This is a genomic window from Ahniella affigens (assembly GCF_003015185.1).
Classification (GTDB): domain Bacteria; phylum Pseudomonadota; class Gammaproteobacteria; order Xanthomonadales; family Ahniellaceae; genus Ahniella; species Ahniella affigens.
Genome location: NZ_CP027860.1, coordinates 190,357 through 213,947 on the forward strand (window position 1 = coordinate 190,357; position 23,591 = coordinate 213,947).

A 23,591-nucleotide genomic window follows, 5' to 3' on the forward strand; every position below is an offset into this window, starting at 1 on the left:
ATGTCGGATATCGTGCTCAGTGTGGTTGTGCCGGTTTATAACGAACAGGACAACCTCACGCCGTTGATCAATGAAATCACCGCTGCCCTGCGCGGCGTGGTGCCGTTCGAAATTGTGTATGTCGACGATGCGAGCAAAGATCGCACCGCCGAAGTGTTACGCGCCGAAAAGGCCCGCGTGCCCGAACTCCGCGTGGTGCAGCACAGCCGCCAGAGTGGTCAGAGCACCGCGATTCGTAACGGTGTCAAAGCGGCCCGTGGCCAATGGATCGGCATGCTCGATGGTGATGGCCAGAACGATCCAGCGGATCTCGCGAAGTTGTGGCAAGAGCATCTCGCTGCACCCGCGGACGTGAAGCTGTTTGCCGGCTGGCGCACCACGCGCCGTGATGTGTTCTCGAAGCGCATTTCGTCCAAAGTCGCCAACGCGGTGCGCAGCCGCCTGCTCCGCGATGCAACGCCCGATACGGGTTGCGGCCTGAAAGTCTTCGAACGCGAGGTCTTTCTCGATCTGCCGTATTTCGATCATATGCACCGCTATTTGCCGGCACTCGTGCAGCGCGCCGGATGGCAAGTGCGAAGCGTGCCGGTCGCGCATCGACCGCGCACGGCGGGCGTCTCCAAGTACGGCATGCTCGATCGCCTGTGGGTCGGCATCAGCGACTTGCGTGGCGTCGCGTGGTTGATCAAACGCAGCAAACGTACGACCGCCAAGGAACTCTGAACATGTCCGACTTCTTCGCGTCCTGGGCGCACAACCTCAACATGTGGCTGGTTATCGGTATTTTCGGACAAGCGCTATTTGCGAGCCGCTTCATTGTGCAGTGGCTGTACTCCGAAAAGGCCAAGCGCGTGGTCGTGCCAACGATCTTTTGGTGGATCAGTTTGGCGGGCGGTTTGGTGCTGACCGCCTACGCCATCCACAAACGCGACCTCGTGTTCACCATGGGCCAGTTCTCCGGCCTCTTCATCTACAGCCGCAATCTGTGGATGCTGCATACGGCGAAGCGGCGGGAAGTGGTTACCGACTGATGCTTGGGCTACCGCCGGTGGCTGGCGGTCGGCCGCTGAATTGGTAGCGTTAGCGGGGCAATCTCGAACCCGCGGGATGGGGGCCGAAAGAGTCTTCAGTCGTCGCTTCGCGCGTTCTATGCTTGGTTCCCGATTTCCCGAGCTATGCCATGTCCGCATCGATCGGTCCGAGCCAACTGACCCAGCAACTAGAAGCCTGGCGCCAAGGCCAGGACGGTGCCCGCGACCGCTTGTTCGAGGTCGCCTATGCCGAATTACGGCGGATCGCGTTGGAACGCTTGTCGGCAATCTCAGGCCCGCCTTGCTTGTCCCCAACGGAACTCGTCAACGAAGCCGTCTTGCGCGTGCTTGGACAGGAGCCGTCCTGGCAGGACCGCGCTCACTTTTGTGCGTCGATGTCGCTCTACATGCGCGCGGTGCTGATCGACCATGTTCGCGCCCGGGATGCCGAAAAACGTGGCGGCGCGATCATGCACGTAACGTTGTCGCATGCTGATTCTGGCGAAGAGTCGATGATGGCGGACTTGTTGACCCTTGATCGCGCGTTGCAGGAGCTCGAGGGCCACGACCCGCGGGCGGCCGCAGTGCTGCATCTCGCGTACTTCGGTGGTCTTGACCGCAATGCGATTGCGGCGGTGCTTGCGGTCAATGTGCAGGTCGTGGATCGCGAACTTCGCTTTGCAAAGAGTTGGCTCAATTCGCGCCTGGAGACGAACTTGTGACGGAAGGAGCTGCTGCCGCCACGCCGTTGCTGAATCCGGCGCAGTACGCCCGGGTCAAGGCGCTGTTTTACGAGCTTGCTGAACAGTCCGTTGATGCAAAGCACCAGGCCGTAGCGGCACTGCACGATGACCCCATTGTACAGGCCGAGCTTCGGCGCCTGCTCGCGCATGCGGGCACCACGCTCAGCGCCGCGCCGTTGCATGCGGCCGTTACGGATGTCGCGCGCGCACCAACCACTGGCAGCACGCTCGGGGCCTATACCTTGCAAGAGGTGATCGGTGCCGGCGGCATGGGCAAAGTGTTTCGCGCTGAACGAAGCGATGGCCACTTTCAGCAGCAGGCGGCTGTCAAATTGCTGGGCGGCGTGCCGAGCGCCGCAGCACTGCGTACATTGGCCCGCGAGCGGCAGATTCTCGCGACGCTGACCCATCCAAACATCGCGCGTTTGTTGGATGGCGGCAGCACGCCGGGTGGCCAACCGTATCTCGTGATGGAGTATGTCGATGGTTTGCCTCTACTAGACTATTGTCAACGCCACCACGTGAGCCAGCAGGAACGCTTGAATCTGCTGCGCGAAATCTGCGCGGCGGTGGGTTTCGCGCATCAGCGTTTGGTTGTGCATTGCGATCTGAAGCCAAGCAATATACTCGTGATGCCGAATGGCCGGCCGATGCTGCTGGACTTCGGAATTTCGCGCCTGCTTGAAGACGCGGAGCTGCCGAACGCAGATTCGGAGCCACGCCTGTCAACGCCGCCGGGCACAACCCAGCTCAGCTACACACCGCGCTACGCGAGCCCGGAGCAGAAGGCTGGCAAGCGCGTCAGCACGGCGACTGACGTCTACAGTTTGGGGTTGCTCCTGGCCGAAACGCTGGACGCACCTTGGCCAGAATCTGAGTCGCTGCCGGATTTGAGTCGCCTGCCCATCGAGCTCGCCGCCATCATCAAGAAAGCGACTGCTGAGCAGCCGGAGCAACGCTACGCCAGCATCGAGCGACTGGCCGAGGATCTGCGGCGATACGCGTCTCATGAAGCGGTGCTAGCGTTGCCAGCACGCTTCTCCTACCTTGCACGCAAATGGCTATGGCGGCACTGGGTGCCCGTTTCGGTCGGTGCCCTATTCCTGATCGTGTTGAGCGGGTTCTCGTGGCAAATGCGAGCGGAGCGCGACTCGGCACAAGCCGCCGAGCGCGCGGCGCGGGCGGTCAAGGACTACATGGTGACGGTGTTTCAGGGGGCCGATCCGGAACAGGGAGGCCGGCGCGATCTACCTGTGTCGCAGTTTCTCGATGCGGGCCTGCATGGCTTGCAAGCATCTCTGCAGGATCAGCCGGCGACTCGCGCCGAACTTGCCACCATTCTCGGTTCGGTCTATCAAAACATCGGGCAGCGCCAGCAGGCTTTGGATTTGTACGATGAAGCGATCACTGTGGCCAAGGCCGGAAACATGCCCGCCGCACTCGGCGAAGCGCTGCATCGCAAAGCGTATTCGCTGTATGACATGGAAGACTTCGCAGCCGCCGTGCCATTGGCGCGCGACGCGCTGACGCTGCGCGCCCAGTTCGCGCCGAACAGCAGCGCGCATTTGGCAAGCTTGCGACTTCTGGGCTCGATCCTCAGCTATCAACGTGAAACTGTCGAGGCTGAAGCATTTCTGCAGGAGGCGCTGCAACGTGCCAACTCGCGATTCGGTGCCGATACTCTGGAGGCCGCGATGGCGCATTTGGACTTGGCCCGGCACGATGCTGCGCAAGAAGACCGAGGGGTATCGGTCTTGAATCACGCAACCATTGCCGGCAGCTTGTTCCGTCAACATCTTGGGCCAGATCACTTTCGCGTCGCGGACGCACTCGAAATGCATGTGATCGGACAATCGCAATCCGGCGAGCCTGCCCTGGCCATTCCCGATGCGGCGCTGCTTGTCGACTTGCGCCGCAAGCGGTTTGGCGAGTTGAGCTATCCGTACAGCTATGCGTTGCAAGTGCAAGGCGGCACGCTGCGTTGGGCTGGACACTATCGCGAGGCCATCGGGCCACTTGCGGCGAGTGTCGCGATCCATGACCAGTTGGACGGCCCAGGTTCGTTAGGCAGCAAAGTGCCGCTACATGGACTGGCCTTGGCGGAGGAGGCCGCTGGCTTGTCCGAACGCGCGATGGCAAGCTATCAGCGCCTGTTGCTGATTCAGCAGCAGGACCCCGCTAACGCCGGCGAATCAAACGCGGTATTGCAGTATGGGATCGCGCGCAACCAGCGTTTCACCAGTGCCAGGCTTGCTGCCGAGCAAGCGCTCAGCGCCCTGCTACAACAAGCGCACCATGATGCCGATTTCGATCCGGCGCTGCTGATCGATATTCGAATTGACCTCGCTGCGTTGGCGCGCGAGCGCCGCGCTTTTGCCGAAGCACAATCGCACTTGGATGCGATCGTCGATGCCGCTACGTCAACGCCCGGATACTTCGCCGAGCGCGGCCAGTTGGCGCTCGCCGAAGGCAAGCTGGAAGCAGCCAAAGCAGATTTCGATCGGGCCCTTGCTTTGGCGACTGCAAACGATGGAGCAGATGCCACCAGCACCCGGCTGCTACTGATCAACCACGTGCAATGGCTGCAAGCGTCGGGCCGAGCGTCTGAGGCACGGATCCAGGCGACGGACTTGCGACAGGAGTTGCAGGCATTGCTTGCGCCTGATGGTCGCTGGATGGTCTTGCTCGAACAGTTGGCAAGCAAGTCCTGATGCAATGAGGTCCTGATTGAGTCAGGCCAATTGACGCGCGCTCAGGCCGCTGTGTCCCGCACCGCTGGCAGCGGCTGCAAGCACCCGCCATAGCGAAGCAGCAAGCCGAATCCAGGCAGGCTGAACCGCACCGAAAACTCGTATTCGTCGTTGACGATGCGCTTGCCGGCTTCGGAAGTCGGGAATAGTGCCAAGGGCAGGCGAATGCCATGGTAGGCGACTCGGCGCGGTACCCAACGCCAGCCGCCCCCTTCGATATCCACGCCAAGACAAAGGCGAAGTGGGCCCGTTTGCTCCAGCCAATGGCCCTCCGGAAAGTGACCATGTGGTTCAAAGACCGAGTGCATTGGGGGCAACCCTTCGAACCGTCGCGACCAGTGCAAGGCGCCCTCCTGATGCGAAATGATGACGCGCAGCGGCACCGGGCCCGCGGTGGTGGGCAGACCAAGTTTGCGCGCCAAGCGTCGGCCGATCAGACCCGCGAGTCCGGAACCAAATTCCAGATCGACCTGTCCCTGCAATTGGCCGCCGTGACGGTGCAAATCTTGCAGCAAAGGATGCAAGGACGTGAAATGCGGTCCGAACCAATCGACCACGGCGTTGGTGCTCATTTGATTGCCACTCGATTGGCGCCGACGCGGTCAAACATGCTGATCGATCAGAATCGGATTGCCGTCCGGGTCGGTCAGCGTGATAAAAGCCGGGCCGCTGCTGTTGGGATCGGCCTCTTGCTCCACAGCGATGCCTGCCGCTTTCAGATGGGCCTGGATTTCGCGCACGTCGGCAAACTCGGGCAGTAATGTCGCGTCACTATCCCAGCCTGGGTTGAACGTCAGCGCGTTCTTCTCGAACATGCCTTGGAACAACCCGATAAGTGTCGTGCCTTGCTTCATGATGAGCCAGCGTTGTTCTTGCTTTCCCCCGAACACAGTGAATCCGAGAGTTTCGTAGAACGCTCGAGACGCCGCGATATCCTTTACTGCCAGACTGATCGAAAATGCGCCAAGTTTCATGAGCGTCTCCGCGTGCAGGTGGGGGCGAGGCAAAGTGTAGGACGTTGCGCTGGGAAATGCGCCTTCGATGACGAGATCGGAAACCTATTGTCTTGGCAAACTCCTGCAATTCCGCTGCGATGACCATCTTGGTCGCAAGTAGCCCTCTCCCCAGCCCTCTCCCACTCGCGTGGGCGTCCAGCCGCTCCTTTGGTGCGCCTATTCGCGCCTCAAACTGTCGGTGACAATGCGCGATTTTCACGGCGGTACAGTGTGGCAAGTAGCCCTCTCCCCAGCCCTCTCCCACTCGCGTGGGAGAGGGAGCGCGCCTCCCCTGCGATCGCGGGGGCGGGCTGGGGGTTACATGCGACAGGTTGGCGTCATCACCAGCGCAGCTGGCAACACCCTCAAAAGCGTGATGCATGAACAAATGCATGATGAGGGCGCGTAGGAAAGCGCGGGCCTCAGTGCGGCGCAGTCAATGCCCGATCCAGTGCATCGATCATCACGTCCGCTTCCAATCGGCCAAACGCCAATGGTGGTTTGATCTTGAGCACATTGTCGAACGGCCCGTCGGTCGACAGGAGCACGCCATGCTCGCGCATATGATTGACGACGCGAGTCGCCGCTTCGGTCGCAGGCGTCAAGGTCTCGCGGTCTTGCACGAGTTCAACGCCAACGAATAAGCCTTGGCCGCGAACATCGCCTATCAGTGCGTGACGATCTGCCAGCGCCAGCAGCCCGCGCTTCAAGTATTCGCCCGTAGTCAGCGCGTGGTGCTGCAGGCCTTCCTGTTCAATGACATCGAGTACGGCCATGCCAACCGCGCAAGACACCGGATTGCCGCCGAACGACGAGAAGAATTCCATGCCATTCGCAAACGCGCGCGCGATCTCGGCGGTCGTGATCACTGCGGCCATCGGGTGGCCGTTGCCGATGGGTTTGCCGAGCGTCACGATGTCTGGAATCACGCCTTGTGGGCCATGTGCCCAGAACTGCTCGCCGATGCGGCCAAAGCCAGTCTGGACTTCATCGACAATGACGAGGCCCCCCGCCTTGCGAACCAACGCTGCGGACGTGCTGAGATACGCATCGGGGAAGAATACCTGGCCACCACAGCCTGAGATCGCCTCGGCGATGAAGGCGGCCGGACCTTGACCCGTCGTCGCGCGAATCACGGCGATCTGTTCCGCAACAGACTGCGCATAGGCCACGCCGGTTGCGGCGCTGGTGCCTTTGAATGAACCGCGATACGGATCAGGTAACGTCGCGATCTGTACATGCGCCGGCTTGCCGCGGCCACCTTTGCGATTGAACTTGTACGGGCTGACGTCGATCGCGGCATTGGTATTGCCGTGATACGCCCAATCCAACGTGATGGTGTGTTGCCGACCCGTCACCGTGCGCGCGATGCGGAGCGCGAGCTCATTGGCTTCTGATCCAGAGCAAACCAGAAACGCCACGCGTAACGGTTCTGGGAACGTGCGCGTCAGCCGCTCGGTGTAGTCGAGAATCGTCTCGTGCAAATAGCGGGTGTTCGTGTTCAGCTGTGCCGCCTGCTTCGCCAGCGCCGCAACCACATGCGGATGCGAGTGCCCGACATGGCAGATGTTATTGACGCCGTCGATGTAAGCGCGGCCCGTGTGATCATAGAGATAGGCGCCCTGGCCCCGAACAATCTTCAGTTTGTGCGCGTAACTGATCGACAGCGAAGGCGACAGCACTTGTGCGCGGCGTTGCAAGAGCAAAGCGGGTGGATTCGGATCCACAGCGAAGCGTTCCGGCGCGAGCCTCAAGATCAGGTTCGGATCCGGCGACAGCTGTTGCCACAATGGCCACAGCGAGGGTTGGCCGGCGCCCGGAAAATCATTGGTGTAAGACAATCGATCGGTGATGATCTGGAAATGCAGATGCGGCGCCCACCCGCCGTTGATGGTGTGATCGCCCAGGTGTGCGATGACGTCGCCTGCTGCGATCGCCATACCGACTTGCAGGCGTTCCAGCACGCTGGCGGCGAGATGGCCATACAGGGTCCAGAACGTCGGGCCGTTCGGGCCCGCTTGATGTTCCAGAATCAGCGTTGGGCCATAGTCATTCGGCAGTTGATGGTTGGCAAGGCTGGCGACGCGACCCGGCAGCGGCGCATGGACGGGCGTGCCCGCTGGCGCAAACAAATCGATCCCCAAATGCTGCGTGCGCCGCTCGGGTGATGCGGCATTCGCGAACTGCTCGCCCGCATAGACACCGCCACCACGCTGTTCGCCATAGAGGCCGACACCAAACTGGGCTTGAACCGCCGACAGGCGATTCGCGAGCCAGACACTGTGCGCGGCGGGATCGTGCAGCAGGTCACCGCCTTCGGCCGTTGGTGCCAGTGACACCAACAAACTCTGACTTCGATGCAAGTCAAATCCAAGCACCGGCACCGGGTGACACGCTGCCGATTGCAGCCATTGCAGAATGGTGCAGTGACTGCCGACGGCATCAAGCCCCGCCGCATGACGTGCGAAGGCAGACAGAAACTCGGGATCGGTCTGATCGAGTTTTGCAAGCAGCGCGAACGCAGATCGCTGCGAAATCAACAGGTAGGGGTTGTCCGGAAAGTCCTTCGCGCGATGGGACGAAATACAAACACTCATCGCCAGCCGTGCGGCCACCAGATCAAACAGCACGCTGGCCTCGGCTGCCTGCAGCGGAAACTCGGCCGTGTAGGCGCGGATCAGCACACCGGCATCGGCCAAGACATCCGCCGAATCGAGCAAGGCATAAGCGAGCGTGACCGCCAGTTCGTTGATCTGCCGACCTTGGCACATGTCGCCAAAATCGATCAGGCCGGTGACTGCGGGTGGCTCGGTCGTGCTGACAATCAGGTTGTTGTCATTGGCATCCTGATGCAGCACAGCGAGTCGGAGGTGCTTCAGCCGCGGCACGACGCGGGTGTCGTAGCGATTGAACACGCGGCCGACCAAATCGCGCTCCGACCCCGCGACGTCGGGCAGCCAGGACTTTATTTGCGGGAAGCGGTCGAGATTCCACAGAAAATCAGGCCGATGCGCCGAGGCGTCGGAAAAGCCTTGTAGCGCGCAACTCAAACGGCCCATCAGGCGGCCGAGTGATGCGAGCAATGGGTGCGACTTCGGTGCGGCTGAGTACAAGTCGCCAGACAGGAAGCTGAGCAAACGCACGGCATGAGTTTGCCCAGCGTGTGTCCAATACACGAGGTCTTGCCCGTTTCGCGCCGGGATCAGTCTTTGGACGCCGAGCGCTGGGTCGATCTCAGCGAGGTGGGTTAGGCACGCGTTCTGAAGTTTTAGAAAGCGCACATCCTCGGCGGCGTTCGCGATCTTCAGCACCCAGGCGCCTCCGCCCGTCTCCACACGAAAATTCTGATCGCGCTCGCTGACCAAGGGCTTCAAGGCGCCGGACAAGCCATAGTCGGCTTGCAATTGCTGCAGGATCAATGCAAGCGGCAGGTCGGGTTTCGGGTGGTCGAATACGGAGGTTTGGGTCATCGTCGAGTTCGAATCGTGACGCCCACGTTTCGGGTCGGGCGCGGGGCAGGAGGCAACGCGCAGCAGACCACGATCCGACGGCCGCCTGCAAGGCGGAACAATTTCAGGTTTGCGGCGGCTGCGGCAAGTTCGGCAGCGTCCGCCAATGCCGCAGAAATGCCGGTGGTTGCCCCTGAAGCAGGCGATAGACCCCATACAGCATTGACGCCACCAACGCGCCGGTTAGCAGTTGAATGACCCCACCGCCAGCACCCCAATCGTTGTCCGCCAGCACGGCCCCCTCTGGATTGCCACGCAGATAATGGACCTGAACGGTGCTGCCGATGGCATAAGGCTGGTTCATGGACGTGCCATGGTTGGTGATCTCGATCGAGCGACCGTCGACGTCGAAACGCACCACTGGATTCAGGACCGGCACATTGCGCGTGTCGACGTAATCGGTGGCGCCGCCGCTGCGCGCATGCAGCAACTTGCGCTCGGTCAAGGTTCGTTGCGACGCCTCATAGCGCAATACGGTTGCGGAGGCCTGCTGGTGCTGGAACGCAAACCAGAGCCCTTGAATGCCGCCGAGCAGGAGGGCGCACGCAAACAGGGCCATCACGCCCAAGCCGAGCCAACTGACTGCACTGATCCGGGATGCCATGGAGCCCCTCCTTCCGCCATACCGCCCCGCGTGATCGGGAGTCTATCAGGCTGTCTCATCGGCGTCGGGTAGCGAGGATACAGTCCGCTGCCTTGGGCCAAACAATTGCAAGAGCAGGTCTGAGGAAGTCCTGCTTGCACGCTCAGACCATCCACCGTGCCGGGCGCAAACCCGTCGCTGTGTTGACATGAAACGTGCTCAGAGTCGCCCTTGAACCGCCGCCTGACGTTCTAATAACGGTTTGCAGGCCGAAAATCGCACGCAGCGCGTGGTGCGAGGGATCACAGGCGGTGTAAGAGCGTCGAAACCGTACTTCGAGCCGCGTCGGCGCCCGCGTTCCAAGGACTTGGTGCGCGCAAAGACCTGAGAGGCCGCAGACACTCGGTAACCTGTTGCTCTTACGAATAAATACATTGCGGGTGGTGATGATTCTGACCGCAAGTAACCCCCTCCCCGGGTCCTCCTCCGCGCTCGCGGAGGAGGGAGCGCTCCCTCTCCCACGCGAGTGGGAGAGGGCTGGGGAGAGGGCTACTTGCGACACGGCACCGTCGTGAAAATGGTGAAAAGTCACCGACAGTTTGCGACGCAAAGAAGCGTACCCTCGTTGTGACCACAACCCCTGAAATATTCGCGGCAGGCCGAGTCCGTTCTGGAACTTGTCAAACGACGACCACCGGAACGTCGTGATGGCAACGCTGTCAGCGCGGAGTGTGACGGGGTTCAAAATCACGGCATTTGCCCGAGACCTTTTGCGATCCAGGTCAAGTTTAAAGTTTGCCGACAGGGGCTAGCCTTCGGCGCCAACCATGACAGTCATCGGGAGACGGCGCATGCACAAGCTCTATCTGGCGTTGGTTTTGGGCTTGCTGCAACTCATCGGCCCGGTTTCCGCGCAAACGATCATGGCGGACGGCTTCGAGTCGAACATCGTGCTCGGACCGGCACCGACGGTGCTGATTCAGCGCGACGACCGGGTGGCGACCCTCAGTCTCGATCATGATCCCGCTGATACTGGTTACCCGTTCTGGGATATGAGCGGCACCCCGACCGACGATGCCGGCTTTCTGGTCATGTGGTGGCCGCTGACCGCCGGCCTTGATGCCGGCAAGGTCCGGGCAATCACCGGTAACGACTCGGGTGGCAATTGCCTGAATCCCGATCACGTGACGGCACCAATCTTCAATGAGGCCAAGCTGGCACTGCCTGCAGGGGCGCGCTGGCTGGTGACCGGCAATCGGCGCGTGCAGATTCAGCCCCTGATCAACCAAAGCCCGTATCGCCTGCGTGTGCAGCGCTTGAATGCGCTCGGTCAGATCAGCAGCGTGGCCACTGAGCTCGATTTCAACGGTGGTGACCCGACTCGTATCGATGCGCTGCGTAGCAGTCTGACGTACTTCGATGATTTCAATTTGCCAATGGGCGCCGCCGATGAGCGACTCTGGAACAACGCGGTCTCGACCTCGACTGACCTTCGCTACAACCAGTTTTTCATCAACGACCAGTATCACGCCCACACCATGCACGGCACGAGTGTGGAGAATGTCGGCGACAAGTCGCAGACCGCACAACGGTTCCGCAAGAAGATTCGCGTCGAAAGTGGCGTCCGCCGGCGCGTGGTGTTCGACATGGACTCGCCGCTCAGCAGTCGCTCCGTCTGGTACCTCGATTTCAATCCCATCCCGACCGACTTGACCGCGCACGGCAGCTTTTTCGATGAAGAGGGCGACAGTGGTTTGCCGGCGGGCGTGCTGCGCCTTCGGATGGGCGGACAGACGCTGTCCGTGTCGTTGATTGATCCGGCGGGCGCCTCGCATCGGATCGCGAGCGTGGACATGCAGGATCAAGGCCGGCGCGCGTTCTCGAATGTGCGGCGGGCGTTCGACGTGCGCGTCGGCACCGATGGCATTCAAGTCTTCATCGATGGCAAGTCCGTACTCAATACACCCTACGTTGGCGCAGTCAGCGGTCAGACCTACACGTTCCCTGCGGGCGACTATGAATTGCTCTGGGTCGGCTTTGGCTACAACACCACCAAGGATGATGTGCCGTACTACTTGGTGCACTGGGATAATTTCGGGTTCGACGGGCCCGTCGTCGACAGCCGCGTTGTGCACAACTACGTGACACGGATTGCCGGCAACGACTTCCAGAAGGCCAATCGCGGCAACAACCAAGTGCCGACCTACACCATCAACATTCCAGACGATCTGCGTCCGACTCAGGCGGGCGCTGTGGCCGAGGCCTGGCTTTTGTTCACGTATCAAATGGGCGACTACTCCTGGATGTCGATCGAACCGGGCGATCACGTGCAGATCAATGGCGGGCCCTCGATCGGCCTGCCGCAACCGGTGAACAATTCCACGAATCCGAATCTCAGCCCAAGCACGACTTGGGGTCTGCCGTACACCGGTCGCATCAAGATCGCTGATGTGACCCAGGCCAGTAGTACCCCGCTGCTGATCGGCAACAACCAATTCGTATTCCGGGCCACCAACGTGGGTTTGCTCAACGTGCATCTCGAAGTGCTGTACCCGTCGGGTTCGGCACCCACGTATACGCCGCCGTCTGCCATTCACCCGTTCCCGCTGCACGCCGAAGTGCCGCGCTTTGGTGCGCCCGCGCGCATCCACCATGTGGGCGCAACGGAAGTCCGGCCCGAGCATGTGCTGGAGCCAGAGCATCTGGAGCCGGGGCAGGCGGCGTGGATCGTTGCAAGCGGTGAGGTCGTGCTCGATATGGAAGTGGGCAATTCGAGTTGGAACAGTGGCTGGGCGCCACAATGGATGAATGTGCCGGTGCAGAGCGCCGAGGTGTGGAGCACCGGTGGTACGGCAGGCATCGCGAAGCTCGAAGTGTTCATTCGCCCGGCCGGGATCGGGACGCCACCGGGGACTCGGGTGATCCTGCTCGACACCGCGATCGATGCGCCGGCGCCACAAGGCCGATACCGCCTGCCATTCAATACGCTCGATCTGCCAAATGGCGACTACGAATTGTTCCTGCAAGGCAGTTCGCCGTCGGGGCTGAAGACACATCCGAGCTATGGCCATGAGATCTATGAGTTTGGCTCGGAGAACCTGTCTGGCGCGTATCGCCCGGTGCGACTCCGGATTCAGAACTGAGCGAACCGGCCCGGTTCCCGCTGATTGCGTTTCCGCCGGCGTTGGGCGCGTTCGGTAGGGAGTCAGCCTGTCGCGGCGTGAACATGCGATCATGTCGGCATGGAAACCTTTGCCGAACTGCCGCTGAACCCGTTGCTGATCGAAAATCTCACGTCGATCGAGCACATTCGCCCAACGCCCGTCCAAGCGGCCGCGTTGCCCTTGGTGCTTGCCGGTCGCGACCTGATCGTCCAGGCCGAAACCGGTAGCGGCAAGACGGCGGCGTTCGCACTGGGCCTATTGCAGGCGCTGGATGTTGCGGCGGTAAAGCTGCAAGGCTTAGTGTTGTGCCCGACCCGAGAGCTCGCCGACCAAGTTGCGCGTGAGTTCCGTCGCCTCGCGCGACCATTTCCGAACGTCAAGGTGCTCACGCTGTGTGGCGGCGTCCCGTTGCGGCCGCATCTCGCGTCGCTCGTGCATGAGCCGCATGTGGTGGTGGGCACGCCAGGACGCATCCTTGAACTTCTGGAGCAGAAGGCACTACCGCTGAAGGCGCTGAAGGCGCTCGTTCTCGATGAAGCCGATCGCATGCTCGACATGGGGTTTCAGGAAGACATCGAAAAAATCATCCAGGCCACGCCCAAACAACGGCAAACCTTGCTGTTCTCGGCAACCTGGCCGGAACCATTGCGTGCGCTCGCCAAGCAGTATCTGCGCGAACCGGAGTCGATCACGATTGATCCTACGGCCACGGCCACGGACATTCAGCAGACCTTTTTCGAAGTGACCGATCCCGCACGCAAACCGGCCGCGGTGGTCGACTTGCTGCTCGCCCGCCAACCGGAGTCGGTGGTCGTGTTCTGCAATACGCGCGCAGACGTTCGAGCGATGACGGAGTATCTGGATCGCGCCGGCTTTTCGGTGCTCGCGCTCCACGGCGAGTTGGATCAGCGTGACCGCGACGAGATGCTGCTCCGCTTTGCGAACCGCTCGTGCTCGATCCTGGTTGCCACCGACGTCGCGGCGCGCGGCCTCGATATCAAAGATTTGCCGATGGTGATCAATGCCGATCTGGCGACCGATGTCGATACGCACATTCATCGTATTGGCCGCACCGGTCGTGCGGGCGCGCAAGGTCACGCGCTGACCCTGTTTACAGGGCGTGAGTCGCATCGGCTCGAAGCGATCGAAGCGCGGCTTGGGGTGCCCATGAATCGGCAAAGTCTGCCACGCGTCGAGGCGCGCGCACGCCCTTGGCAAAGCCCGTTCGTGACGCTTGCCATTGATGCAGGCAAGACCGAGAAAGTCCGGCCGGGCGACTTGCTTGGCGCGTTGACGGGAAGCGCTGGCTTGCCGGCTGATGCGGTTGGCAAGATTGCCGTGTTTCCGACCCGAAGCTATGTCGCCATTGCTCGGGCTCATGCCGAGCTCGCATTCCGTCAGCTCAAGGACGGCAAGATCAAGGGTCGGAGCTTTCGCGTCCGCAAGATCGGGCATTGACGGTTACGTCACATCAAACGCAGATCGAATCGACAGCCTTACAACATTCACTTGTGCGCCGCAATGGTCGGTCGTGGTGCCGACACGTATTGTGTCGATTGCCCGGCAGTCAGCCGTTGCGATGGTCGCGAGAGAAGGGCTAGCATCCCAGACGTTGGCACAATTCCGTGCCAGCAGCATCGCGCCAGGGCAGCGTGATTCGTGACACCGGGGCTTGGGAGTGATCATGAGATCGGTTTTTTTTGGGTTGGGGTTGGAGTACGACAAAGGCAGTGATCCATCGGTCGGTTTGAACAGTGCCGGCACGGTTTTGGATGTGCACAAGAACGAAGCGGGCGTCACGCTTTACTATCGACTCGGCAAGTTGAACAAGGCCTCGGTGGACTGGGAGGCAAGCAGTCATTACCTGGACGGCGGCACGCAGCCCGACTGCGCGTTGAATGACAACGACTATGCGGTGGAGGTTCATCGCAACGAAGCCGGATTTACGCTCTACACAAGACTCGGACAATACGATCGCCTCACTCACTCGATGACTTGGTACGAGTCCAAGGACAGCGGTGGTGGTTATGAGCCCGGGGTGGCGCTGAACAACAGCAATGTTGCGGTCGAAGTGCACCGGACCAATAACGTGCTGCACACGAACCGGCTTTACATCCGCGTCGGCAATATCGAGGGCGAGATTGTGGACTGGGAGGACGATGAGCAGTACGACACGGGCGGATTTCCGCGCGTCGCGCTGAACAATCATGGTCGGGTCGTGGAAGTGCACCAGGCCGGGTCGCTCGAGAACGAGCCGACTGCTTTGTGGCTCAAGCTCGGTCGCGTTGATGGCGACAAGGTCGAGTTCGAAGGCGATCCGATCAACTTCGCGACCGGCAACAAACCATGCGTGACGGTCACCGATACTGACGATGTCATCGTGTTGTGGACCAACGGTGGCGCGCTCAGCCAACGCGTCGGGCGGATTGTTGGCACGACCATCGAATGGACCGACGACGGCGTGCCGTTCGACGACGGCATCGCGCCATCCATTGCGTCCGCCGCGGGCATGACCCTGCAAGTGCACCAGTCCGAGACCATTCTGTATGGCCTCCACTACTCCAGCTCAATTCTGACGGATCGGGCGATCTGGATGCAGGAGCGTCTAAACGCGCTCGGCAATCGGCAGCTTGGCGCCTTGGTGTTGCCGGCCTCGCACGACTCATCCATGTATCGCGGTGGCCCGATTGAGTCGCTGGCGCGCACTCAGAATCTATCGATTTTCGACCAGCTCGAATATGGCATACGGTATTTTGATCTGCGCGTGCGCTGGACAGGCAGCAAATTCGTGATGTTCCATGGGCCGGTCGACGGGCCGGATCTTGCGGATATCCTTGATGGGATCAAGCGCTACGCGAACTTCGGTCACCAGGAAGTCGCCATTCTGAAGTTCTCGCATTTCAAGGACATCGATAACGCTCGCTATGCGGAATTCACGACCCAGGTCGACAATGCCATTGGTGATTGGCTCGTCAAAACCAAAGTGGCTGGCAAGCGGCTTGCGCAAATGACGTTGAATGAGTATGTGAGTCAGGGCACGGCCTTGCTTGCGGTGGTCGATGAGAACTATGCCATTGATGTTCCAAAGGCAGGGTTCTGGGTTTATCGGGACGCCGAATGGGAAGGCGACGCGCACGGCAGTGGCTACGATCCGATCGTTGGCGATCTGCGCGTGTTCGACGTCTACTCAGACGCACTTCTGGTCGACAACATGGTCGAGGACCAGCGTGCCAAGTTCGCTGCTTACAACGGCACGTGTGCGAAAAACCCGGACGTTCCCTGCGACATGTACTTGATGTCGTGGACCTTGACCCCGCCGACTGATGTCTGGGATGTGTCGAAGGCGGCGAACCGGATCCTCGGCGAGCAGATGACTGAGATTCCTGTGCCGAACGATTCGGGCGAGATCATCAACATGATTTATGTGGACTACGTTGAGTTTGCCCGTGTTACCGATGTGGTGTTGTTCCAGAACGGCGTGCCGTTCCCCGTAGGCTGAGGAGACTCTGAATAGGGGCGGCGTCGATGTGGGTCATGGACGGCCCAACCAGCATCAATCACGCTTGTGATTGATGCTGGGACATCGAGTCCTTGCCCCATCCGACGCCGGGTTATGCTGCAGGTCGGAAGGAACATCGATCCGACGAGTCGTGATGGACTTGTGCTGATCGGCCCTATAATGTCTGCCCTGTACAGACTTTCCGACGGCTCAAGCTATGTACACCATCGGCCTGATTGGCGGCATGAGTTGGGAATCGACGATTCCCTACTATCGACTCATCAACGAGACCATCAAGGCCGAACTCGGCGGACTGCACTCAGCGAAGATCGTGCTTTTCAGTGTCGATTTTCATGAGATTGAAGTACTGCAGCGCCAGGGCGACTGGGATCGCGCTGGGCAGATGCTTGCTGACGCGGCGAAGTCCTTGCAGGCGGCAGGTGCCGATGTGCTGGTGCTGTGTACTAATACGATGCACAAGGTGGCCGCACAGATCGCGTCTGCGGTCGCCATTCCATTGCTCCATATCGCCGACGCGACGGGCGTCGTGATCCGCGACCGAGGCCATCAGACCGTCGGCTTGCTGGGTACTCGATTTACGATGGAGCAGGATTTCTATAGCGAGCGACTCCGTCAGCAGTTTGGCTTGCGCGTGTTGACGCCGCAGGCGGACGATCGGGCGCTCGTGCATCGGGTGATCTACGAAGAGCTCTGCCTGGGCCGGATCGAGCCTGCGTCGCAGCAGGCGTTTCGAGACATCATTCAGCGCTTGATCGATGCCGGCGCCGAAGCGGTGATTCTCGGTTGTACGGAGATTTCGTTGTTGGTCGGGCCGGCCGACGCGCCCGTGCCGGTGTTCGACACGACGGCGATTCACGCGCGGGCAGCCGCACACTACGCGCTCCGCGATTCGTCGCTACCCGCCGCATGACTCGCTGTATCTGCAGTTTGATGCGCGTCGTCGGCACTACCTTTTCCCGCAGCTGCAAGGCCCAAGATCATGAGTAGCAACGAGCGCGTGTTCGCGATGAAGTTTTCGAGCGTCTATCCACTCTACGTGGCCAAGGCCACAAAGAAGGGACGGACAGCGGCCGAGGTCGATGCCGTCATCCTCTGGTTGACGGGCTACGACGCCGCTGGGCTGGCCGCGCAGATTGCCAAAGGCGTCGATTTCCGGACCTTCTTTGCCGACGCGCCCGCCTTTCAGCCGAATGCCGGGCTGATCACGGGCGTGGTCTGCGGGGTCCGGGTTGAAACGGTACCCGACCCACTGATGCAGAAGATCCGCTACCTCGACAAGCTTGTTGACGAACTCGCCAAGGGCCGGCCATTGGCAAAAATATTGCGTACCGGCTGATGCGCCGGGTGTGGCAGCTTGTTCGTTACCAGCCTGTCAGAGCCCGTAGCCGCTGAAAAAGCCTGATGCCTGCGCCGCGGGGCGGGCGGTGACCCGTTGGTAGTAGGCAGCGACCGCCGGATACTCTTCGAGCGGCAGGCCGCCACGCTTCAGGGTACCCAGGTCGTAGCCGGCAAGAATGTCAGCCAGCGTGAAGCGCTCGAGCGCCAAGTACTCGCGGTTCAGCAGGTGCCGATCGATTTTCGCGACCACGGGCTGCGCGCGTTCGATCGCGGCCGCATGCGCCACGGGATCGGGTGCCAGGACCTTTGCGGAAAACGCGTCAAAGCACACGCGATCGACACTCGTGGCCATGTGCATCAACCAAGACAACGCCTCGGTCCGACCCGGTTCGCCATGCCGCGGCATCAGGCCCGCTTCCGGATGTTGCTCGCAGAGATGCAAGCAAATGGCGGTGGAGTCGAACATCGTTTGGCCGTCAAACTCGATTGCCGGCACGACGGCATTGGGATTCAAGGTGAGGTAGGGCTCGCGCTTGTGTTCGCCGTCGCGGAAGTCGAGTTTCTGTTCGACGATTGGCAAACCGAGTTCCAATGCGGTCCAGCGCACCCGGGCGCCACGGTCGAAGCGGATGAACGAATGTAGGGTGATCGGGGTCATGACGGGGCCTTGGGATTGGTAGCTCGGTTGAAATAAGCGTTTACTTCCGGCCGTTGCAATTGCCGGGCGGTCAGTCCAAAGCCGACCGCAAAGACCAGACCGAACATCACCCCGGATAATTGCGCCGACCAATACCCCGACTCGCCGCCCGGGACACCATAGTCGGCAAGCAATGCCGACAAGGCCGGAAACACCCGATCCATGAAGCGCCAATGCCAGATGATGCCCAGCAGGTTGAGCGGCACCCCGAGCCAGAACGACGCCACCAGGCCCCAGTAGCCCCAGCGCGTCCGGAGCAGGCCGCCGATGCAGATCACTAGGGTGACCAGTGCCGCGACGAACGTCACCAGCATCAGCGTTGGCATTTCGAGAATGAGCTCCCAGAGCTCCGCGGGCCAGCGTTCGAAAGCCGGGTCCAGGCGCATGTCGGCGATCAGCTCGGGTGTGAACAGCAAGGTGCTGAAAAACCACATGAATCCGGCCATCAGCATGACGAGCACGCAGAGGACGACCAGGGGCCAGAGCGTCCAGAGGACGAGGGTGCGAATCGATTGTGGGGACGTGGTCATCGTATAAGTGTAGATCAGTGCACTGTTCGGGGCGGTAACATTGTCAGACAATACCCGGTCAGCTTCGTTCGCCACCCATGTCTGATTTTCGCCAGCAGTTTCTCCGTCTCGCTCTGCGCCAGGGCGCGCTTCGGTTTGGGGCATTCACCCTGAAGTCCGGGCGCGTGAGTCCGTATTTCTTCAATGCTGGCCTGTTCAACACGGGCTTGGCGCTGAAGGAGCTCGGCGAGGCATATGCCAGCCGTCTGGTCGATTCTGGCCTGCCATTCGACATGCTCTACGGTCCTGCTTACAAGGGTATTCCCCTGGCGTCGGTGACCGCGGTGGCCTTGGCGGCGGGTTTTGGCCAAGACGTGCCGGTGGCGTTCAACCGCAAGGAAGCCAAGGACCACGGCGAGGCCGGCGTGCTGATCGGTGCACCGCTGCGCGGTAAGGTCTTGATTATTGACGATGTGATTACCGCCGGAACGTCAGTTCGGGAGTCGGTTGATCTGATCCGTGCCCATGGCGCCGAGCCTTGCGGGGTGCTGATCGCGGTCGACCGGCAGGAACGCGGCCAGGGTAACCTGTCGGCGGCCGAGGAGGTGACCGCGCAGTTCGGCATCCCGGTGCTGGCCATTGCCGGTCTGCCGGATTTGCTGGCGTTTGCGAGTGCCGATTCGGAGCTGGTTCAGCACCGCGAGGCACTTCTGGTTTATCGTAGTCAGTATGGTGTGGCGGCCGCAGCCTAAGCTTGAAGGGTCTGCCACAGTTCGGGCAAGTTCCGAACATGCAAGGGAGCCTCTGAACCGTTTCAGTGGCTCCATAACATGGCCTGCTTCCGGCGGCCAGTGAGCAAGATTGACGAGGATCGGCAATGAGAGTGCAAGCAATCGCGGCGTTTTTACTGGGCACCCTGCTTGCGGCGAGCGTCGCCGCTCAAGGCAACCAGGAAAAGCCGAAAAAACTCTACCGATGGGTGGATGCACAAGGCAATGTGCATTACTCCGATACGGTGCCTTCGGACGAGATCAAGAATGGCCGTCAGGAGATCGTTGGCTCCAGCGTCAAGACCGTCGCGCGCCAGAAAACCCCGGAAGAGCTGGAGGCCGAACGTCAGGCCGCTCTGGTCGAGGCCGAACTGAAGCGCATTCGGGATGCGCAAGACATCGCCGATCGCGCGTTGCTGATGACCTATACGTCCGAAACCGATCTGTTCAGCGCCCGCGACAAAGAGATCGAAGGCGTGGACGGCACGCTGGCGACCAACAAAATGGCGATTGCCAGTCACGAAAAGGCGCTGACCGACATGCTCGATTCGGCCGCCGAGTTTGAGCGCGCCAAAAAGCCGGTGCCAAAAACCATGACCGACTCGATCAACAAGATCCGCAAGGATCTGGAAGAACAGCGGCGTTTGTCGACGCAATACGAGGCCAGCAAGCTGCAGATCAAGTCCGATTACGACAAGAAGCTGGCGCGCTATCTGGAATTGAAGGCGAGAGGCAAGGACGAGCGGCACTGAATCCGCCGGTGCCCGGGCTGCCAAGTAGGCCCCGCACCCTTCGAGCGCAAGACCCTCCCTAACGGCCCGGTTCTCCGGGCCGTTTTCGTTGCGGTCGATTGATGCGATCTGGAACTTTCGACCGCGCGCGCACTCCCTGATGCTGGCCGTCATGACGCCGTTCCTTTCATCAGAACCAATCAATCAGGAGAACGCATGAAACGTGAGCTGATTTCAGCCCTCGTCGGGCTGTCGATGGCCACCGCTGCCAGCGCCGATGATGCCGCCATCCGGCAGGCCGTCACCAAACTGGTGCCCGGCGCCAAGATCGAGTCGATCAAACCCTCGGCGGTAGCCGATTTCTCAGAAGTGAACGTTGGCGGACGCTTTGTGTATGTCAGTCATGACGGCACGCATTTGTTCCAGGGCCCACTCCTGGATCTGTCCCGGCAAGTCAACCTGACCGAGCAGAGCCAAGTGGCGCTGCGCAAAGACTTGCTTGCGACCGTACCCGCCAAGCAAGCCATTCGCTTCGAAGGGCAGAACGCCAAGCATCACGTGACCGTCTTCACCGACATCGATTGTGGGTATTGCCGGAAGCTCCATCAGCACGTCGCCGAGTTCAACGCGGCCGGCATCACGGTGGACTATCTGTTCTTTCCGCGCGGCGGCCTGCAGTCGCCGTCCTACGATAAAGCCGTATCGGTCTGGTGCGCCGCCGATCAACAGCAGGCGCTGAGTCTGGCCAAGGCTGGCCAGTCGATCAGCAACAAGATGTGCGCCAACCCGATTCGAGACGACTTCGAGCTGGGTCTGAAGCTCGGCGTGGGAGATTTCGGAACGCCCGCGGTGTTTGCCGACGATGGCCGTCAGCTGGGCGGGTACTTGAATGCCGCTGATCTCGTCAAACGGCTGAATGAGCCAGCGGCCGCTCGCACAGCGCGCTGACCGCACGGGCACGGTTCGTCCAAAGAGCGCCCTAGTGCCGTGTTCCGCACGGCGAGGGCGCCAAGCGGTCCTCGATGCGCCCGCTTGCACCAGTCGCACAACGTCGACATAGTGGCGCGAACAAGCTGGTCGGTCGCCAGCATCGAGCCATTGAGCGGTACATGCTGACGCTTTCAGACTTGCGAACCAGCGCACGGGATCAAGTGTTGTTTGAATGCGTTGCCGGCAGTCGCGCGTATGGCACCGCGACTGCCGACAGCGATACCGATCTGCGTGGCGTGTTCATCCAACCGGCAGATGCGTTTGTCGATCTGAGTCCGCCCCAGGATTTGGTCGCCGATGAGCGCCACAACGAGGTCTACTTTAGTCTCCGCCGCTTGCTCGAATTGCTTGGTCAAGCGAATCCCAATGTGTTGGAACTGCTCTATATGCCGGACGATTGTGTGCGCATGCTGCACCCGGTGTATCGATCACTGCTGGCAGTCCGCTCGGCGTTCATCACCCGGCAGTGCATCGACACCCATGTCGGGTATGCGTTCAGTCAGGTCAAGAAGGCGAAGGGTCAGCACAAATGGATCAATCAACCACAGGCGGAGGCGCCGCCCCGGCCAGAGTCGTATTGCCAAGTGCTGCTCAAGGAACGTTGGTGGCCGACGGACGGTAGCCCTCCGGCCCGTCCAGTGCCACTGTCGAACAGTGCGCTGAACTTGCGCGAATGCCACGCCGCTGGCTTGGAGGGCGCCGCCGACTGGTATCGGCTCTACCACATCGGGCCCGATGCCACCGGCGTGTTTCAAGGCGAGCAGGTGCAAACGGCATCAATCTCGCTTGCCCAGGAACGCACACAGTTTGTCGGGCTGCTGCAGTTCAATCAGCGCGCGTTCGAGCAGGCGAAGAACGATCACAAGCATTACTGGATTTGGCGAGCCGAGCGCAACGAGGCGCGCTGGCGTCAGCAGGAGCGTGGCGAACTCGACTTTGATGCAAAGAACATGATGCATACGTTGCGTCTTTTGATGTCGGCGCGCGCCATGATCAACGAGGGCCAACCGCGGGTGCGCTTCGCGGGCGCCGAGCTCGAAGAATTGCGCGCGGTGCGCGCCGGCCAGCTTCGCTACGCGGAGATCATGCAGCGGGCCGAGTCCTTGCGCGATGACTGCGAACATCGGCGCGATCAGGCGGACTTGCCTGAGCGCGTTGATCCGGCCATGCTCAAACGCCTTCTGATCGACCTGACCCACGCATGGCAATACCCATGATCGACCCGATTCGCAATGCCCTGGCGGAGCTCGAAACGCGCAACGGGATCAAGGTTTTGTTTGCGGCGGAATCCGGCTCACGCGCCTGGGGTTTTGCATCGCCAGACAGCGACTACGATGTGCGCTTCATCTACGCGCCACCGTTGGCCTGGTTCCTCAACGTCGAAGAGCCGCGGGACGTCATCGAGGCCATGCTTCCGGGCGATCTGGACTTGTCGGGATGGGCATTGAGCAAAGCGCTCAGGCTCTACCACAAGAACAATTGCGCGTTGTTCGAATGGCTCGATTCACCGGTGATCTATCATGAGCACGGTACGCTAGCGCAGCGCCTGCGCACCCTGTTGCCACGAATCTTTCGCCAGCCGGCGGCGTATCACCACTATTGGCGGACGGCCGTGAACGTTTACGAGACGGCGCTCAGTACCGACCCGGTCAAGCTGAAACGCATGTTCTATGTGCTGCGCCCGTTGCTGTGCTGCCGATACATCCTGGCGCATCGGCGGCAACCCCCGACCGCGTTTGCGAGTCTGGTCGAGGCTTGTCTGCACGATCCGATCGACCGGCAAGCACTCGCCGATTTGCAAGCTGAGAAAGTGCAAGTCGGTGAGGGGCACCTCGTCACCCTGTCGGCCTTCTGGCGGGATTGGCTGCGTCGTGAATTCGCCGCAGCAGAAGCGGTGGTTGGCGAGCTGAAAAGCGATGCCGACGTGCCCTTGGCGGAACTCAATGGCGTCTTGCGTGAGGTGCTGATCGAACTCTGGCCCGCCGAGCTGCCGGCGCTGCTCCGCATCCAGGACGAATGACGATTCATCCGGCAGTCCCGCTTAAGGAGGGTCTGAATAAGTCCATCCTGGACTTTCAGACCCGCACTGAGTCCGGCACATGTCCGGACTCAGTGCTCCAGAATCAACCACTTGCGTGTTTGATTCTGGGCGGGCCATCCATGGCCAGTATTTGCCGGTCTGAATCAGTCCATCCTGGACTTTCAGACCCGCACTGAGTCCGGCACGTGTCCGGACTCAGTGCTCCAGAATCAAGCACTGG

20 protein-coding genes are annotated in these 23,591 nt (G+C 60.9%); 14 read left to right on the plus strand and 6 right to left on the minus strand.

Annotated features, from left to right (window positions below; all coding sequences use genetic code 11):
* The 4 genes from C7S18_RS00685 (at nt 1) to C7S18_RS00700 (ending at nt 4,485) form a co-directional block, all read left to right on the plus strand.
* Nucleotides 1–723 (plus strand): glycosyltransferase family 2 protein, encoded by a 723-nt coding sequence (locus C7S18_RS00685; RefSeq protein WP_106889732.1) that lies wholly within the window; start codon nt 1–3, stop codon nt 721–723.
* Nucleotides 724–725: 2 nt separating this feature from the next.
* On the plus strand, nt 726–1,031 hold the full coding sequence (locus C7S18_RS00690; RefSeq protein ID WP_106889733.1) for a lipid-A-disaccharide synthase N-terminal domain-containing protein: 306 nt from the start codon (nt 726–728) through the stop codon (nt 1,029–1,031).
* Nucleotides 1,032–1,180: 149 nt separating this feature from the next.
* Complete coding sequence (locus C7S18_RS00695) at nt 1,181–1,753, plus strand: ECF-type sigma factor (RefSeq protein WP_106889734.1); 573 nt, start codon at nt 1,181–1,183, stop codon at nt 1,751–1,753.
* Nucleotides 1,750–4,485, plus strand: a complete 2,736-nt coding sequence (locus C7S18_RS00700; protein WP_106889735.1) for a serine/threonine-protein kinase — start codon at nt 1,750–1,752, stop codon at nt 4,483–4,485. Before C7S18_RS00695 ends, C7S18_RS00700 begins: the two co-directional genes overlap by 4 nt.
* Nucleotides 4,486–4,526: 41 nt before the next feature.
* Here the strand turns inward: C7S18_RS00700 and C7S18_RS00705 are convergent, their stop codons facing one another.
* The 4 genes from C7S18_RS00705 to C7S18_RS00720 all read right to left on the minus strand — a co-directional run bounded on the left by C7S18_RS00705 (nt 4,527) and on the right by C7S18_RS00720 (nt 9,632).
* Nucleotides 4,527–5,096 carry a DUF4166 domain-containing protein gene (locus C7S18_RS00705; protein ID WP_106889736.1) on the minus strand — a complete coding sequence of 190 codons (570 nt, stop codon included), beginning with the start codon at nt 5,094–5,096 and terminating at the stop codon, nt 4,527–4,529.
* A 30-nt stretch (nt 5,097–5,126) separates the two neighbouring features.
* A complete protein-coding gene (locus C7S18_RS00710) occupies nt 5,127–5,498 on the minus strand; it encodes a VOC family protein (RefSeq protein ID WP_106889737.1) in 372 nt (123 codons plus the stop codon).
* A 443-nt stretch (nt 5,499–5,941) separates the two neighbouring features.
* A complete protein-coding gene (locus tag C7S18_RS00715) occupies nt 5,942–8,989 on the minus strand; it encodes an aminotransferase class III-fold pyridoxal phosphate-dependent enzyme (protein ID WP_170113032.1) in 3,048 nt (1,015 codons plus the stop codon).
* A gap of 103 nt (nt 8,990–9,092) precedes the next feature.
* Entirely contained in the window at nt 9,093–9,632 is a 540-nt protein-coding gene (locus C7S18_RS00720) for a DUF3592 domain-containing protein (RefSeq protein WP_106889739.1), read from the minus strand.
* Nucleotides 9,633–10,462: 830 nt separating this feature from the next.
* Here C7S18_RS00720 and C7S18_RS00725 point away from each other — a divergent pair.
* The 5 genes from C7S18_RS00725 (at nt 10,463) to C7S18_RS00745 (ending at nt 17,631) form a co-directional block, all read left to right on the plus strand.
* Nucleotides 10,463–12,754 (plus strand): hypothetical protein, encoded by a 2,292-nt coding sequence (locus C7S18_RS00725; protein ID WP_106889740.1) that lies wholly within the window; start codon nt 10,463–10,465, stop codon nt 12,752–12,754.
* A 99-nt stretch (nt 12,755–12,853) separates the two neighbouring features.
* Nucleotides 12,854–14,233, plus strand: a complete 1,380-nt coding sequence (gene dbpA, locus C7S18_RS00730; RefSeq protein ID WP_106889741.1) for an ATP-dependent RNA helicase DbpA — start codon at nt 12,854–12,856, stop codon at nt 14,231–14,233.
* A gap of 226 nt (nt 14,234–14,459) precedes the next feature.
* Nucleotides 14,460–16,274 (plus strand): PI-PLC domain-containing protein, encoded by a 1,815-nt coding sequence (locus C7S18_RS00735; protein WP_106889742.1) that lies wholly within the window; start codon nt 14,460–14,462, stop codon nt 16,272–16,274.
* Between the two features lie 217 nt (nt 16,275–16,491).
* On the plus strand, nt 16,492–17,205 hold the full coding sequence (locus C7S18_RS00740) for an aspartate/glutamate racemase family protein (RefSeq protein WP_106889743.1): 714 nt from the start codon (nt 16,492–16,494) through the stop codon (nt 17,203–17,205).
* Nucleotides 17,206–17,274: 69 nt separating this feature from the next.
* Nucleotides 17,275–17,631, plus strand: a complete 357-nt coding sequence (locus C7S18_RS00745; RefSeq protein WP_106889744.1) for a DUF2200 domain-containing protein — start codon at nt 17,275–17,277, stop codon at nt 17,629–17,631.
* A 36-nt stretch (nt 17,632–17,667) separates the two neighbouring features.
* On the opposite strand, the gene C7S18_RS00750 is transcribed toward C7S18_RS00745, so the two are convergent.
* Both C7S18_RS00750 and C7S18_RS00755 read right to left on the minus strand, forming a co-directional pair.
* Nucleotides 17,668–18,291: a glutathione S-transferase family protein gene (locus C7S18_RS00750; RefSeq protein ID WP_106889745.1), complete on the minus strand. Its 624-nt coding sequence runs from the start codon at nt 18,289–18,291 to the stop codon at nt 17,668–17,670.
* Nucleotides 18,288–18,911 (minus strand): hypothetical protein, encoded by a 624-nt coding sequence (locus C7S18_RS00755; RefSeq protein ID WP_146151692.1) that lies wholly within the window; start codon nt 18,909–18,911, stop codon nt 18,288–18,290. The genes C7S18_RS00750 and C7S18_RS00755 overlap by 4 nt, the downstream gene beginning before the upstream one ends.
* Before the next feature lie 26 nt (nt 18,912–18,937).
* On the opposite strand from C7S18_RS00755, the gene pyrE reads away from it, so the two are divergent.
* From pyrE to C7S18_RS00780, 5 genes are all read left to right on the plus strand, one after another.
* Nucleotides 18,938–19,591, plus strand: a complete 654-nt coding sequence (gene pyrE / locus C7S18_RS00760) for an orotate phosphoribosyltransferase (protein WP_106889747.1) — start codon at nt 18,938–18,940, stop codon at nt 19,589–19,591.
* 125 nt (nt 19,592–19,716) lie between these two features.
* Nucleotides 19,717–20,361, plus strand: coding sequence for a DUF4124 domain-containing protein (locus tag C7S18_RS00765; RefSeq protein WP_106889748.1), 645 nt, complete (start codon nt 19,717–19,719; stop codon nt 20,359–20,361).
* 195 nt (nt 20,362–20,556) lie between these two features.
* Complete coding sequence (locus C7S18_RS00770; protein ID WP_106889749.1) at nt 20,557–21,288, plus strand: DsbC family protein; 732 nt, start codon at nt 20,557–20,559, stop codon at nt 21,286–21,288.
* 161 nt (nt 21,289–21,449) lie between these two features.
* On the plus strand, nt 21,450–22,547 hold the full coding sequence (locus tag C7S18_RS00775; protein ID WP_170113033.1) for a DNA polymerase beta superfamily protein: 1,098 nt from the start codon (nt 21,450–21,452) through the stop codon (nt 22,545–22,547).
* Nucleotides 22,544–23,350: a nucleotidyltransferase domain-containing protein gene (locus C7S18_RS00780; protein ID WP_170113034.1), complete on the plus strand. Its 807-nt coding sequence runs from the start codon at nt 22,544–22,546 to the stop codon at nt 23,348–23,350. Before C7S18_RS00775 ends, C7S18_RS00780 begins: the two co-directional genes overlap by 4 nt.
* The last annotated feature ends 241 nt before the right edge of the window (nt 23,351–23,591 follow it).

Coding starts and splice junctions, on each gene's coding strand:
- C7S18_RS00715 (WP_170113032.1), bottom strand. CDS start 8,989: ATGACCCAAACCTCCGTATTCGACCACCCGAAACCCGACCTGCCGCTT.
- C7S18_RS00685 (WP_106889732.1), top strand. CDS start 1: ATGTCGGATATCGTGCTCAGTGTGGTTGTGCCGGTTTATAACGAACAG.
- C7S18_RS00775 (WP_170113033.1), top strand. CDS start 21,450: ATGCTGACGCTTTCAGACTTGCGAACCAGCGCACGGGATCAAGTGTTG.
- C7S18_RS00710 (WP_106889737.1), bottom strand. CDS start 5,498: ATGAAACTTGGCGCATTTTCGATCAGTCTGGCAGTAAAGGATATCGCG.
- C7S18_RS00750 (WP_106889745.1), bottom strand. CDS start 18,291: ATGACCCCGATCACCCTACATTCGTTCATCCGCTTCGACCGTGGCGCC.
- C7S18_RS00770 (WP_106889749.1), top strand. CDS start 20,557: ATGAAACGTGAGCTGATTTCAGCCCTCGTCGGGCTGTCGATGGCCACC.
- C7S18_RS00720 (WP_106889739.1), bottom strand. CDS start 9,632: ATGGCATCCCGGATCAGTGCAGTCAGTTGGCTCGGCTTGGGCGTGATG.
- C7S18_RS00725 (WP_106889740.1), top strand. CDS start 10,463: ATGCACAAGCTCTATCTGGCGTTGGTTTTGGGCTTGCTGCAACTCATC.
- pyrE (WP_106889747.1), top strand. CDS start 18,938: ATGTCTGATTTTCGCCAGCAGTTTCTCCGTCTCGCTCTGCGCCAGGGC.
- C7S18_RS00780 (WP_170113034.1), top strand. CDS start 22,544: ATGATCGACCCGATTCGCAATGCCCTGGCGGAGCTCGAAACGCGCAAC.
- C7S18_RS00705 (WP_106889736.1), bottom strand. CDS start 5,096: ATGAGCACCAACGCCGTGGTCGATTGGTTCGGACCGCATTTCACGTCC.
- C7S18_RS00735 (WP_106889742.1), top strand. CDS start 14,460: ATGAGATCGGTTTTTTTTGGGTTGGGGTTGGAGTACGACAAAGGCAGT.
- C7S18_RS00765 (WP_106889748.1), top strand. CDS start 19,717: ATGAGAGTGCAAGCAATCGCGGCGTTTTTACTGGGCACCCTGCTTGCG.
- C7S18_RS00745 (WP_106889744.1), top strand. CDS start 17,275: ATGAGTAGCAACGAGCGCGTGTTCGCGATGAAGTTTTCGAGCGTCTAT.
- C7S18_RS00690 (WP_106889733.1), top strand. CDS start 726: ATGTCCGACTTCTTCGCGTCCTGGGCGCACAACCTCAACATGTGGCTG.
- C7S18_RS00695 (WP_106889734.1), top strand. CDS start 1,181: ATGTCCGCATCGATCGGTCCGAGCCAACTGACCCAGCAACTAGAAGCC.
- C7S18_RS00740 (WP_106889743.1), top strand. CDS start 16,492: ATGTACACCATCGGCCTGATTGGCGGCATGAGTTGGGAATCGACGATT.
- dbpA (WP_106889741.1), top strand. CDS start 12,854: ATGGAAACCTTTGCCGAACTGCCGCTGAACCCGTTGCTGATCGAAAAT.